Source organism: Hydrocarboniclastica marina (genome assembly GCF_004851605.1).
GTDB classification, from domain to species: domain Bacteria; phylum Pseudomonadota; class Gammaproteobacteria; order Pseudomonadales; family Oleiphilaceae; genus Hydrocarboniclastica; species Hydrocarboniclastica marina.
Genome location: NZ_CP031093.1, coordinates 2,277,085 through 2,290,317, shown reverse-complemented (window position 1 = coordinate 2,290,317; position 13,233 = coordinate 2,277,085). Strand labels below are relative to the sequence as shown.

Genomic DNA, 13,233 nt, shown 5'->3' with positions numbered 1-13,233 from the left:
ATGAAGGGCTGGCTACAACGTTTCTGCCGTGTCTCAAGCATCTTGCTGATAAACATGAACGAACTGCAGCCTTGAACGATGGCGATGGCCCGTTCCCCCAACCGTTATAAAAACGTAATCTTTTAGCTTGAGCCCATGTCACTCTCGCAACGTTTGCAACGCTGCTGGATTATTCTGGTAGCATCCGCTCAAACTGAACACGACGGTGATTTCCAGATTATGAGCCTCTGCGTTTCAGATGGGGATAAGATAGTGCCACTGCTTCCCTTGTCGAAAAGGTCTGTATGAGCGTTTTTCAATCGCTAGCCTGGCAATCTGCGTGGTGGAAGGAGTGGGGCGAGCATCATGGCTTTGCGCTTATTGATCCCCCGCTTAATCAGAGATCGGGTATCTATATAGACCGGTACCGCATACGGTCGCTCATTCCCGTACAGTGTCTTCAGTTTGTGGGCACGAACTATCGCAGACTATCTACCCCCCGGACCGAGTACAATTGTCTCTCATCCTCTGGAGACGCCAAGGCGGCTAGAGCTCGGTTGGATGACATGGCAGCATTCCGTTGGACCGAGGCTGTGTTTCGTGATGTGCATGCGGCGTCTTCGGAGACCTCGGCGATTGGCTCGTGGGCGGCGAGCAATGGCTGGAGCCTTCGGGAAGTACACCGAGACAAAGCATATTCAGTGCAGACGTCGAAGTCTTTTGAAGAGTACCTCGCCACGCTGGGCAGCGGCACGCGCCTCAAGCTTTTTAACCGACGAAAGGTGCTCGCTCAGCTCGGACGTGTAGCGCTCGAAAATTATTGGCCGGGCCAAACTGACAGGTTTTTCGAGCTACTGAATGGTTTTCATGAGCAGCGCTGGGGGGCGCCCTGTTTCAATGCTACCAGTCTGAAGTTCCATAAAGCATTTTTGCAGGCAGTAGACGAGGAAGGCGGGAGGCCGGATCTGTCCGTGCTAACGGTAGAAGGAATCCCCACATCGGTTGTGTATAACGTGGTTTACCAGAGCTGCAGTTACAACCTGCAGTCGGGTTACGTAGAGAACTTTCACAAAAAGGTCGCGTTGGGGGTGCTTCATCTCGGGTTTTGCCTGGAGCAGGCCTTTGCAGACGAAACAGTTGAGCGCTTTGACCTACTGGCGGGTAGCGGAAAAAAAACAGATTATAAAAAGCATTTAGCAACAGATGAAGAAGAGCTGGTTTCGTTGATGGTCGTCCGTTCAGGATTTCATCGGGCACTTTACCGTGCAAAAGATGCCGTAGCTCGGCGAAAAGCCGCGAGAATGCAGCGCTCGGATCGGCAGAAAACCAGTGGGTTGGCAGTATGACGGCGAGACAGAAAATCAGCGTGTACTGTGACTGTAACTCCCGTGGTGGCGTTTGGAGTTACTCAGTGCGTAGCCTGAAGCTTTTCAAAAATCTGGGCTATCAGACTCACCTTGTATCTCACGAGCCGAAAAATGACCAGGAGCGTGAGTTACTCAAGCTACTACTTGAGCACTCCGACCATTCGTTTCTTCTATCACCGGAGGCTGCGCCTGACGAGGAGATTGATGCAATAGCGGGTTACCTGACCGGCAATAGTATTGGCGTCTTCGTGCCTAACTATCGCAAGATTTCTTACGCTGCAGCCGCGATCAGTTCACGTCACCAGCCCCTCGTTGTGGTCGGAGTCTGCCACAACGACCACGAGAGCTATTACGAAAGCCTGCTACGCTATCAGCAGCTCATCTCTGTGTTCGTCTGCGCTTCAGAGAAAACCCGTCAGGTCCTGCAAAGGCGGCTTAACCCCAGGAACAGTTCTCGGGTTGCTTACATACCTCATTACGTGAGCCTCGACGGGGACTTCCGGGCCAACTACACGAGAAGCCCCTTTACGGTGGTCTACCATGGCCGCCTTCAAGAGGAGCAGAAGCACTGTTCCGAGATACTCAAAGTTGCGCGTGAAGTGGTGAGCCGAGCAGAAAATGTGCACTTCAAACTGGTCGGGGACGGTGCTGACAAAAAAAGCTACCAGGCTTCAGTTGAGCGGTCGGGCTTGGGCAGCCGCATTTCCTTTGTCGAGAGCATGCCATGGAGTGAGTTACAGCACGAGCTGGCAAACGCGCAGATGGGGATTCTGACGTCCTCTTATGAAGGGTTTTGCTACGGGGCGGCTGAAGCGTTGTCTGTAGGGCTACCAGTAGCGGCGTATGACTGTGGGGAGGTAATCTCGGACTTTCTTTTTCATGAACAAAACGGCTACGTCGTCGACTGGGGTAAGGCGGATCAACTAGCCCAATGGATCGTGCAAACTGCTGATGATGAGGCGAAATGGCAGAAATACTCGGAATCAGCTGTGGGCGTAGGTAGAAGCAAATTTTCGTTCGACAGGATCGCTGCCGCTTACGATGTCGAGCTGGGTAAAGCGCAGGAACATTGCTCTTCATGGCCGTACTACCGGCCAGCGTTTATTCCCGAGAGTGGGAAGTCATGGAGATCCCTCTGGGAGCGTATCGGCCGAAAAATAGGAGCCTGGGCGTGAGTGGACCGCTAATTTCAGTCATTATGCCTGCGTACAATGCCGAGGCGACGCTGGAGGACTCAGCCAGATCCGTCCTCAACCAGACCTTCGATGACCTGGAACTGATTATCGTAGACGATGGTTCAAAGGACGGTACGGCAGACTTATGTCAGAGACTGGAGGCTGAGGACAACCGGGTCATTCATCTTCGCTGCCAGAACGGTGGTGTATCTCGGGCGCGAAATGCTGGGATAGACAAGGCGAAAGGTGGGCATCTTGCTTTTCTGGATGCGGACGATCTTTACGCACCAAGCAAGCTTGAGAAACAACTGAATAGACTTGAAGATTCTGGCGCCGACATCGTTACCACCGGAATACGCCGTTTCGTCGTGGAGCATGGTGAGCGTAAGTGGCTGGGGGAGAGCTATCCGCCAGACCTTGGTTCAGCTGCATACCAGACGCTACTTTTGGATATGGACACGACCAAATACGTGATCTTCAATACCGTATTGGCGAGACGCGAGGTATTCGAAAACGGGCTGAGGTACGATCCCTCCCTCAAGACAGGGGAGGACTGGGACATCTGGATTCGGGCTGCCCTGAACAATAGCTTCGCGACAGTCAACGAGCCATTATTTTACTACCGTAAGCACGCCAACAGCGCTACAGCCGGCTACGGCAATTGGATGACCCTCAATTCGCACCTTCGTATACTGGAAAAGAATGTAAGCGAAACCGTAACGGGTGCGTCGTTGAGGAAACGTAGGGAAGGTAAATACCTTGAGTTCTTGGGCCACTCCGCTTATTCAAAGAATTACCCAGAGTTTATAAAGATCTTACGAAAGGGGCTGTTTGATGCCCATCTCTATAAGAGGAAGAGGCTATATGAGGTAGCAAAAGATCTTATACTGAATAATATTCGCCGCGGGTAACGCGTTCTACTCAGGGATCCCCTCCCGATACTGTTTGTAGAAACCTAGCCACGAATAATACTGCATCTCATTGTCAAAGCGTTGTTCCTTCGAAGAAAAGACACGGCTTATCGACTTCATCAGAAACAGTTTCACTAACTTACGATACAGAAACCTTGGCACCCCAAAGACCATTTTGAATTTAGCAATTTCTTCTTTGCTGTTGACCGCTTTGCCTCGGCCCATTCGCTGCGCACGCGCCCGAAACCATTCGAATTTCATTTGCTCAGGCCGTATTTGGTGATTGACTGTCGCGCCAGAGACGTACATCCCTTTGAAGCCAGCCTTTTCTGCAGGCAGCAGCAGCGAAGCTTCGCTGCCCATAATATAACTAGCCGACTGTCTCGGCCCAATGTTGGGGTCAAATCCCAAACCGGCATTGAACACCCGGCGTCGAACCATCATGTTTGGCCCCCAGATAGAGCTAGCGCTTGTAGGCTGATCGTTTTGACCCAGGTCAACGGCCGCATATGCAACTCTAGTGACCGGATGATCTATTACTATGCGGGCATCAAGCTTAACGCCAGGGGGAAAATAAGGCTCTACTTTACCTCCAAAAAGGTCGTGATCGGGATATCTTTGGGCTGCGCTGTAGAGTTGCCAAAGCCAGTCCTGCTCTACGATTACGTCGTCATCTGTGAAGACAAGAAGGTCGCTCTTGGCGTAGTTGAGACCCCGATTTAACGCATTGTTCTTCCCAGGCTTAGTCTCGACAAGATAAAGAAGAGGAAGGCGCTGACCAAATTTTTCACAGATAGCTTTCGTAACTGAACTACCGGCGTTATCGATAACTATCAGTTCCCACTCAGCCCCGTGCATTTTAAGGTCTAGCATACTCTTGAGAGTTCGCTCTAATATTGAATCGCGATTGTGAGTCGCCAGCAGAACGGATATAAACATAGTTCAACCTCTACCAATTAAAAACTTCGTCGTCTTTTTGAGTGTGCATAGTCCGCAGCTTCAGGATCCAATGACGAGAAACCGTGGCTCGACCGATCGATGCCTTTTTTTAAGAGCTGTACCGGTTGGGCTGCTCTTATTCGAGCATTCGATTTGGGACGTAAACAGTTGGGATATATACATACCTCTTAACTACTTGCAGTAGAGCAATACAGTTAGAGGTGATCCTCTATGCTCTTTGCTTAAGACGTCTCCTTCGCTCATAGAGCTGGCCGACCTCCATGGCGAGATGGATGAGAAGAAAAGCAGAGCTATAATTCCTGCCTGAAAGTCTAAATGCCACTACTTTGGTGAGCTCCACCGGAACTTTTTTATAGATGTAGCGGGGATAGCCAAATAGCATCGGCATAGTGGGAGCTGTCTCCAACTCAGTTTCAAGAGGTACATTGGAGCGGCCTATTCTGAAATACCGATCGGCAACTGCCCGAATAGACACCTGCTCCTTCCTGACAATATGGGCAACAGCGGCATTGGCCACATATCGCGCCTTAAACCCGGCTCGAATAGCTCGAAGGACAAAATCTGTGTCTTCGCCGCCGCTGGATTGCTCAGCTTCACCGAAATTAAATGTAGGATCGACCGAAAACTTTACAGCGGCGAGTACTTTTCTCGAGACCATAAAGTTCGCTCCCTTAAAGAAGCGACCATGGATGGGGCCTTCTTGCTGAGAAATAGGTGTTCCTCCGTAGGAAAGCCCTTCCGCACAGAGCCTTGTCAGCCACTCGGGTGGTTTAGTTTCGAACTTATGACGCACTTGGCCAGCAAAAAGATCTACGTCCGGGTAGGTCTGAGCTGCAAGCAGAAACTGACAGAGCCAGTCAGGCTTCGGGATGACGTCGTCGTCCGCAAAAACAATGAAGTCGCCGCCGACCCGTTCAAAGGCGGTGTTTAGTGCGAACGATTTCCCTTTCCTAGTTTCCGACAGCACTGTAAGTGGTAGCAGTGAGCAGTACCTGGCCAGTATAGTTGGCGTTTCATCGGTACTCGCATTATCTACTGCAATTATCTCGTAGCCTCCCTCGGGTTCTTTCAACTCCAGAAGCGCATCGAGAAGTGACGGGAGGGTCTGGGACCCATTGTAGGTCGGAATCACTACAGAGATCATTTTGAACCTATCGAATCAGGAAACCTTACGTTGGCCGTGGCAAGCCTGAAAATAATTTGGAAAACTTTCTAGAATCTATTTCTCAAAACCTGTTCTAACTGATTCAGGTCCCCATGATACGGCTTCACTGTTGCCAGAGTTTTAGCTTTCGTAAGCAAGTCGGTCAACTCAGAGGCGTTCTCTACATGAGCGCACGCCTCGTCCGGCATAGCTGTTGTAGAGTAATAATCCCTAAATTTGAAGCTACCGCCGATAATCTTGTCGGAAAAGGAAATCCACTTGTTGGGAACGCCGTAAGCATCAGACAGGATGAGCCCGTGTAACGAGGAAGAAAAAACAGCTTCGCAGCTCGCGATTTCATTGATAAAGCTATCATGGCTCTGCTGTACCGAAATTATCTTTAAACCAGGCAGGTCGCGGGCTGCCCGGATGATTTCCGAATCTTGGTCAACATAATGGGGGATCAGGCCAATGCGGTGCGTTTTCCTACTAGAAGCGGGGGTGTAATAGCGTGGCATGAGCAGGGCTGGGTCGCCCAACGGAACCTTTAGGTTAACGCCTGACTGCTTGCTGATCTCTGCCTGGGTCAGGTGTCCTCTTACCGCGAGGATGCTGGCAAACTGCACGTTTTCTGGATTCCCGGGCGAGATGAGCCCGCTACCCCAAACGTAGCTGGTGGGAGATGAAAAGTGCAGGATACTTCCTATAGGCAAGACGTGCCTGAAAACTCTGGTCCGGACTATATAAGTGTCTTTCCCACAAACTTGCTGAAGCAAGAAAGCATTAAGAATATCGCCAACGTTATTTACTTTGTTGTAATAAAAAGTTGGTAGTTTTCCTAAGACCTTTATGTTGAGGAAGTCAATGCCAATGGCTTTTGATTTTCTGAGAGCGTTTGAAAACATGTAACCTCTGCTGGTTCTCAGGCGTATATCTTCTAGCGTCGCCGGTTCCCGTGGCCTACTAGATGAGGTGAGGCAGAAATGGGTGAGATAATGCCATTTTGGCCAAGTTAAAGCCATCGTTCAGAGTGGCTGGCGTGTCATTTACGCATGGAAAAACGCAACAACACCTGCAGTTCTTCCCAGGCTGAGTGTAGGCACTGCTCGAGGCGCAGCGCTTTCTCCCAAGGCACTACCCCAAGGTCGCGGCTCATAGTGAACTCCAGGGAAAGGCCTCCCGAATCCCCGTTTTTTAGTTGGGCGGAGATTAGATGGTATACTGCCGGCCGCGAAAAAAGGACCGTTTCTCGAGGTAACGTCCTTTCGGCCAGTTCCCCAGAGACTGCAACAATAAATATCTGTCCCTTCGGCCGGGGTCTAACGTCGCAATTGCAACGACCGGGCAAACATGCTGTGGCTATCGGAAAGAAGTATGGCTATTAAAAACATTTCGACATCGGTTGTAAAAAGTAGCGCCTGGCTTGGTTTTGCTAACATCGTAGTTAATGTGTTGGCTTTTATTAGTACATTGATACTCGCTCGCCTCCTGACCCCGGATGATTTTGGGCTTATCGCCCTGGCAAGCACCTTCGTCGCTTTGGCCGAAACTTTTACCTCTGTCCAGATAAGTTCTGCTCTTATAAATTTCAAACGAGTGACCAACGCTCACCTCAACACCGCGTGGACGTTGGGGGCGCTCAGGGGGCTGTTGCTTGCAATCGTCATAGCTCTGCTTGCTTTTCCGCTCTCGGCTCTCTATGAAGATGGCCGTCTAACAGGCGTGATGCTGATCCTGGCATTAATCACCTTTTTTCGGTGCCTGACCAATCCCAAATATGTCTTTTTCGAGAAAGAACTATCGTACTCGCGAGAATTCGTGATTATGGTAGTAATGAAGCTGTTGTCTGTTGTGGCTGCGGGTGTTCTGGCTTACTTGTATCAAACATATTGGGCCCTGATAGCCGGTACCGCGTTTGCTGGATTGAGCCGGGTAATTTTAAGTTATTGGTTCGTCCCTTTTCTGCCGCGTGTGTCTTTGAGCAAGGTAAGGGAAATTTGGGCGTTCACCGGCTGGCTGACCCTGGGCTCTGCACTGGACGCTATCAACTCAAATATCGACACGCTCATCATTGGCGCGACGCTCACAGCATCGCAGCTAGGCGCTTACAGGGTAGGTAACGATCTCGCACAAAAACCTACCAAAGAGGTTCTTGACCCTCTGCGGCGACCCTTGTTCCCGGCGTTTGCGCTTTTTAGCGACGACAAGGAAAAATTGGCGGTCTCTTACAGGCGAACTCAATACCTGTTATTCGCGCTTGTATTTCCTTTTGGTGCCGGGTTTAGCGTGATTGCTGAACCTATGGTAAATCTTGTGCTGGGCGAGCGCTGGTCTGAGGCTATATTTGTTATCGAGGTACTCGCAATAAATTTTGCGTTGCAGTCATTCGTCGGCCCCGCTATTTCTCTTGCATTTGCGACGGGAAAAACGAAAGCTGTGTTTACTAGGCAGCTAATTTTTTTCGCAGTACGCGTCCCCATTGTGGTCGCCGCATTGCTGCTCTACGGGCTACCAGGCTTAATTGTTGCGAGATTTGGGACAGGGCTTATTAATATCGTGCTAAATCTGTACATGGTTAACCATATCATTCAGTTATCGCCTTTCCGTCAGGTATCTATGTGTTGGCGCTCACTAGTCAGTGGCCTGCTTATGGTTTTTGTCGTTTATCAAGCCCGCGAAACGATTCACTTTGATGAGACTGTATTGGAGCAGTCACTAGGACTTTTATTTTTCTGCTTGATCGGTGCCATAGTCTATCCCGCCACTCATCTTGCGTTATGGCTCTTGGCCGGCAGGCCGTTAGGGGCAGAGACCGAGATTCTAGAGCTTGCGAGGAAAATATTATTGAGATTCAAGCGTGCTTAACATTTAATATCCTCAATTGCCCCAGCCTTGCACGTGGTGTTCGAAAGAGTGGTGATTTCTAGGGTGTGAGTACAGTTTATGCTATACACGCGTAAGCGTTGAATGCCACCGAGTTATTCGCCCGCGTGAAGCAATCTTCGCGCCAGGCAGCGTATATAAGAAATAGCTAAAGTGCTAAGCGAAATTTTATACTCCCGCGGCCACCTGAGTTTGAAGTTGACTCTTTAATCAAGTAATAATTCCGCCTCAACTTTTCAATTGCCTAGCGCAGGATCATCGTTTTTAGTTTCTTTTTTATTTCTTGCTTCAGGTCCGGCTCAACGTTTTTAATAATCTGCGATACCTTTAATGGATTGCACTAAGTTCTCGCGGATATAATCAAAGTCCATAATCCACTTGGTGTCCAACTCCAGAGCAGAGAAATCCCGCTCCAGATAATTCCTGGTACCCGGTAAACGATGAGATCGATGTCCTAAACGTCTGCGCTTCTTGCATTCGATGCCTGGATGCCATGCATGGCCATCAATCGGGCAATTCGATCGAACGTCCCGACATTGGCCGTTTCCCAGCCACACGGCGGATCGATCTGCCGTTCCGAGAGAATAAATTGTTTGGGAATGCGGCCATCAATTATGCTCAAAAGATACGGTAGGTCCAATACAACACCAGTTTCCTCTTTAGCTGGCGGCACGTAATATGTTAACCAGAGCGTCGTGCAAAACTGCTATTTAGGCGCAGTCGAGGGAGCCTAAGCCGTCTTAATAAAGCCGAATCGAGACAGCTTTGTAGCGCTGTTGACAGTATTTGAGCAATGACCACACAAAGACCGTAACTGCGAAAATCTCAAGACTTTCCTCAATAGTCACCAAAACCCCGAAGATCGCATCATCCCCGCCGACGGCCTTGAAATAGTACATGCCCACGAGCTCCATCCCGATAGCGCCGCTAAGGTAGAGCGCGCCGGCCAGCATGAAACGGAATCGGTGGACAGCCTCCAGCGCAAGCAGGAACCTCAAAAAGTACAGTCCCAGGAGGATTACGATAATACCTGCGGGAATTGTCCATACAGCGTAAAAGATGCCGACGTTTGTCGTCTCACTGTCCAAGGCCGTTCTGACCGGCGCCGCAAGTCGTTCGTGCAGCATGATGCCTTCATCGAGAGCCATCAGTAGGAACCCGCCAGAGAGTACGTACCACTCCACGACATGCTTGGCTGCATTCTTTCGCTCCAGTTGAGCTATAAAAAAAAGGATGAGGCCTGCTAGCAGGATTTGTATAAAGGAGAGGTAAGCAGGGAAGTTGCCTTCGCCATCCATGTTGAAAAGCGGGACGAAGCCTTTGACGTATTCGTAACCGAAGCCGAATCGGAAAATCACGGTGGCGATCTGTGCGGCCACAAGCAGCACGCCTACGGTAAGCAGGACTTTCAGAACATCGCCGGGTCTGACGGTGAGTTCGTTTTGCACAGTTTCGACCTCTAGTTGACTTGAAATGGTCATACTAAGGAAATAGCACCGAAAGTACAGGCGCGAGCGCCAGTATGAGCAAAAACTCATGTCTTCAGTCACCGCTAGCCCAGCAGACGCAATCCACGTTATCGAGCACGACGATAGTCGACTCAGTCTGGACCTGTTCATAGGACCGGCGGAAGCGGGTCTGCAATTCTACCTCCCCACCTGCTACCCGCCCCTCGAATTTGCTATGCTCAGGCCCAACCCAAGCTTGACCGCTCTTTAGTGAGCGCTGGCTCACGTTTTCTTTCGTTGTTGGCATGGAAGGATTGAGAGTGGTTAGATCGACAGCCGTATTTGCCGTGTTGCTTGCCGCCTTTGTGGCCGGGACCTATCCCGTGCTTGAGAAGATCGGTCTGCGGTGGATGAAATTTGATGAGGCGTACTCCCATGGCTGGATGATTTTCGGGGTGTCGCTCTATCTCATCGTCAGGGCCTGGCGGGCGCATCCGCCCCGGGTCGGCTTTCATCCGCTCTGGCTGGTTGTGCTCGGGGTATTGGTGGCTGTTTATACCGCCGCCGGGCTGCTTTATGTAGAAGCTGTGCAGCAGTTTCTGCTTGTGCCTATGCTGCTGGTGATCATTGCGACAGTCGCGGGCTGGGCGACAATGTGGCGCTTTCTGCTGCCCGTGGGCGTGCTCGTATTTGCCATCCCGTTCTGGGATTACGCGGCCTGGCCTCTGCAGCTTATTACCGTCGAGATCAATAAGGTCCTGTTGAGCCTTTGGGGCATTGAGTTTGAGGTCGAAGGTGTACTGGTATTCCTGATCGGGGTAGGGGCGTTTGAGATCGCCCACGGCTGTTCAGGCCTGCGCTATCTGATCGTTGCCATGGCGTTGGCGACGGTTTATAGCGAGCTCAACTATCGCCTCTGGCGCAATCGCATCCTGCTGTTTACGTTTGCGGTGTTCCTGGCGCTGTTGACGAACTGGATTCGCGTATTCGTCATCATCTACCAGGGCTACGTCACCGATATGACGTCGTCACTGATCAATGAGCACGACTTTTTCGGTTGGGCGCTTTTTGCGGGAACCCTGGTGCCCCTGTTTATTCTGGCGGGCCGTCTGGAGCGCACACCCGTCCAGTCGCAACCATCCGCCTCGACTGCGGACAGTCCCCGCCGGCCTGCGTCTCCAGCCAAAGCTGGGCTGGTGACCCTGGTCGCCACAGCGATTCTGCTTGCGCCACTGAGCGTACTGGGCGGGCGTGATGCACGGCTGGTACAGGAAAAGTTCAGTATCTCCCTGGATGCGCCAGAGAACTGGTCGCCGCTGTTCCAGCGCCAGGGGCGGGTATGGGAGCCGAAGTTCTCGGGTGAGGATCACATGAACCGGTTCGCCTGGTTCCGGGCGGAGCCTGGGCAGGGAGCCTCGATGCCGGACTTCTATGCGGCGTCTTATATTCTCACCTATGAGAGCCAGGGGCCGGGCAAGGAACTCATCCATGACAGCAATCGCATGGTGGACACTCGCCGGTGGCAGCCTGATGGCAACTTCGACCTGACTGTGAATGGCGAGCCGGTATCCGGCATGGTCCTGAAAGACAGGGCAACTGGCGACAAAGCTGTGGTTATCTATGGCTTCTACGTGTCCGGTGCCTGGTCCAGCGACCCGGTAGGTGCGAAGTTGCTGCAGCTGTATTCGGCTATCAATGGGCGCCCCGATGCGTCATTGGTGGCGGCCGCGGTTCACTGCGGCGAATGTGATGCCCGTGAGGCTGCGGAGGACTGGGTTGGGGAGCTCATGGCCCAGGCTGAAAGTGCCATAGATGCTCGTTTTGCGAAGCCGGACTGACCTCTGCGGGCGTCTCTGATGGGGGCTCCCAGGTAAGCCAAGGATGAGATTCCCTTGAAGACCACGAGAGAATACGTTCAGGAAGGGCAGGAGCTTACCCGGTTGGCGGTTGGGCTGGGGCGCAAGCTGCCTGGCTTGTTGAGGCGATACCGCTTCCCCCGTGCCGCCGAAAAGCTGCTTGATGGGTTCCTGTCCGATCAGCCGGAGAACGATGCCTACCACGAATTGGTGCGGTATTTCGCGACTTCCTGGGTGACCTACCGCAACCAGACCGGATGTGGCGCGGTTTTCCCCGGACTGCCCAGCTGGAGCGGCACTGAATGTGATGCGCTGGAAGGATTTTCGCGCATGATGCCGTTATTTGCGGCCTGGTGCGCCTCTGGCAGGGACCCTTCGATCGCGCTGCCCGGCAACCGCCAGCTTCTGCTTAGTGAAGAGTTCAAGCGCGGGTTGATCGCAGGCACGGACCCTTCAGCGCCGACTTACTGGGGCGATATGCCCGGCAAGAGCAACCAGCGTATTGTCGAAGCGGCCGATATCGCGCTTTCACTGTGGCTTCTCCGGGACCGGGTCTGGTGTCAACTCAACAAAGACCAGCAAAAAGCTGTCGTTAACTGGCTGTCGCTCGTCAACGGGCGACCGGGACTCGACAATAACTGGCATCTCTTTTTCGTGTTGATAGACCGGGTTCTGGCATCGCTGGGTCACGCGGGGCGCATTGAGGGCGTGCGCGAGCGCTTTGATCGCATCAAGTCATTCCATCTCGGCGATGGCTGGTTCAAGGATGGTCCTGAGGGACGGGTCGATTTCTACAGCGCGTGGGGCTTTCACTATGCGCTGACGTGGATCAATCGCATCGACCCGGAATGGGACCCCGCTTTCATCGATGCGGCACAAGCACGTTTCCTCAAAACCTACCGCTATCTTATCGGGCCGCAAGGTCTACCCATAATGGGGCGTAGCGTGCAATACCGTATTGCGGTGGCGGCGCCCCTGGTGGCCGGTGCCGAGAGCCATCCTGCCATCGTGGCAGCGGGTGAGGCGAGGCGCGCGCTGGATGTGACGTGGCAGTACTTCATTCAGCACGGCGCCCTGCGACACGGTATCATTTCGCAGGGCTACCATGGCTCAAATGCGCGAATCCTTGACCCCTACGCAGGCCCGGCAAGCAGTCTCTGGTCATTGCGCTCGCTGGTTATGGCCTTTTACTACCCGCCCGACCATGAGTTCTGGAACAGCGAGCCGTTGCCTCTGCCGGTGGAGCAAGGGGACTATGACGTGCCGATAGCGGGGCCGGGCTGGAAAGTAACCGGCGCCCGAGCTACGGACACCATAACAATTGAGGTAATGCACAACCCGGAAGATGCCTGCCCCAGGCTTGAGCACTTCTGGCGAAAGCATGCGTTGCAGAATCTGGCTTTCGGCAGTCCGCCGCGCCCCAAGAGTCTCGAGGCGAAATACGGCCGACGTTTCTACAGCTCGGCGAGGCCGTTTTTCATGGAATAGGCGGCCACGTCTTGCCCGCCGA

Annotated in this window: 11 protein-coding genes; 6 read left to right on the top strand and 5 right to left on the bottom strand. The window is 52.4% G+C overall.

Annotated elements, in window-relative coordinates; all coding sequences use genetic code 11:
- The first annotated feature begins 545 nt into the window (after window positions 1-545).
- From soil367_RS10165 to soil367_RS10155, 3 genes are all read left to right on the top strand, one after another.
- Window positions 546-1,325, top strand: coding sequence for a GNAT family N-acetyltransferase (locus soil367_RS10165; protein ID WP_172962324.1), 780 nt, complete (start codon window positions 546-548; stop codon window positions 1,323-1,325).
- Window positions 1,326-1,390: 65 nt separating this feature from the next.
- Window positions 1,391-2,521: a glycosyltransferase family 4 protein gene (locus tag soil367_RS10160; RefSeq protein WP_172962323.1), complete on the top strand. Its 1,131-nt coding sequence runs from the start codon at window positions 1,391-1,393 to the stop codon at window positions 2,519-2,521.
- A complete protein-coding gene (locus soil367_RS10155; RefSeq protein WP_172962322.1) occupies window positions 2,518-3,432 on the top strand; it encodes a glycosyltransferase family 2 protein in 915 nt (304 codons plus the stop codon). Before soil367_RS10160 ends, soil367_RS10155 begins: the two co-directional genes overlap by 4 nt.
- Window positions 3,433-3,438: 6 nt before the next feature.
- Here soil367_RS10155 and soil367_RS10150 read toward each other — a convergent pair whose 3' ends face one another.
- The 3 genes from soil367_RS10150 to soil367_RS10140 form a co-directional block, all read right to left on the bottom strand.
- The gene (locus soil367_RS10150; protein ID WP_136549001.1) at window positions 3,439-4,371 is read right to left on the bottom strand and encodes a glycosyltransferase family 2 protein; all 933 of its coding nucleotides are present in this window, start codon (window positions 4,369-4,371) and stop codon (window positions 3,439-3,441) included.
- Window positions 4,372-4,600: 229 nt separating this feature from the next.
- The gene (locus soil367_RS10145) at window positions 4,601-5,536 is read right to left on the bottom strand and encodes a glycosyltransferase family 2 protein (RefSeq protein WP_136549000.1); all 936 of its coding nucleotides are present in this window, start codon (window positions 5,534-5,536) and stop codon (window positions 4,601-4,603) included.
- Between the two features lie 68 nt (window positions 5,537-5,604).
- Window positions 5,605-6,441, bottom strand: a complete 837-nt coding sequence (locus soil367_RS10140; RefSeq protein ID WP_172962321.1) for a polysaccharide pyruvyl transferase family protein — start codon at window positions 6,439-6,441, stop codon at window positions 5,605-5,607.
- A 469-nt stretch (window positions 6,442-6,910) separates the two neighbouring features.
- Here soil367_RS10140 and soil367_RS10135 point away from each other — a divergent pair, with 469 nt between their 5' ends.
- Entirely contained in the window at window positions 6,911-8,401 is a 1,491-nt protein-coding gene (locus soil367_RS10135) for a lipopolysaccharide biosynthesis protein (protein WP_172962320.1), read from the top strand.
- A gap of 758 nt (window positions 8,402-9,159) precedes the next feature.
- Here the strand turns inward: soil367_RS10135 and soil367_RS10130 are convergent.
- Both soil367_RS10130 and soil367_RS10125 read right to left on the bottom strand, forming a co-directional pair.
- The gene (locus tag soil367_RS10130) at window positions 9,160-9,867 is read right to left on the bottom strand and encodes a hypothetical protein (protein WP_136548997.1); all 708 of its coding nucleotides are present in this window, start codon (window positions 9,865-9,867) and stop codon (window positions 9,160-9,162) included.
- A gap of 94 nt (window positions 9,868-9,961) precedes the next feature.
- Window positions 9,962-10,153, bottom strand: a complete 192-nt coding sequence (locus tag soil367_RS10125) for a hypothetical protein (RefSeq protein ID WP_136548996.1) — start codon at window positions 10,151-10,153, stop codon at window positions 9,962-9,964.
- A 34-nt stretch (window positions 10,154-10,187) separates the two neighbouring features.
- Between soil367_RS10125 and xrt the strand changes: the two genes are divergently transcribed.
- Both xrt and soil367_RS10115 read left to right on the top strand, forming a co-directional pair.
- Window positions 10,188-11,705: an exosortase gene (gene xrt / locus soil367_RS10120; RefSeq protein WP_172962319.1), complete on the top strand. Its 1,518-nt coding sequence runs from the start codon at window positions 10,188-10,190 to the stop codon at window positions 11,703-11,705.
- Window positions 11,706-11,759: 54 nt separating this feature from the next.
- Complete coding sequence (locus soil367_RS10115; protein ID WP_172962318.1) at window positions 11,760-13,211, top strand: DUF2264 domain-containing protein; 1,452 nt, start codon at window positions 11,760-11,762, stop codon at window positions 13,209-13,211.
- The last annotated feature ends 22 nt before the right edge of the window (window positions 13,212-13,233 follow it).

Bases quoted from the DNA above. Each gene is read 5' to 3' on its own strand.
- soil367_RS10165 (WP_172962324.1), top strand. From the start codon at position 546: ATGGCAGCATTCCGTTGGACCGAGGCTGTGTTTCGTGATGTGCATGCG.
- soil367_RS10150 (WP_136549001.1), bottom strand. From the start codon at position 4,371: ATGTTTATATCCGTTCTGCTGGCGACTCACAATCGCGATTCAATATTA.
- soil367_RS10145 (WP_136549000.1), bottom strand. From the start codon at position 5,536: ATGATCTCTGTAGTGATTCCGACCTACAATGGGTCCCAGACCCTCCCG.
- soil367_RS10140 (WP_172962321.1), bottom strand. From the start codon at position 6,441: ATGTTTTCAAACGCTCTCAGAAAATCAAAAGCCATTGGCATTGACTTC.
- soil367_RS10135 (WP_172962320.1), top strand. From the start codon at position 6,911: ATGGCTATTAAAAACATTTCGACATCGGTTGTAAAAAGTAGCGCCTGG.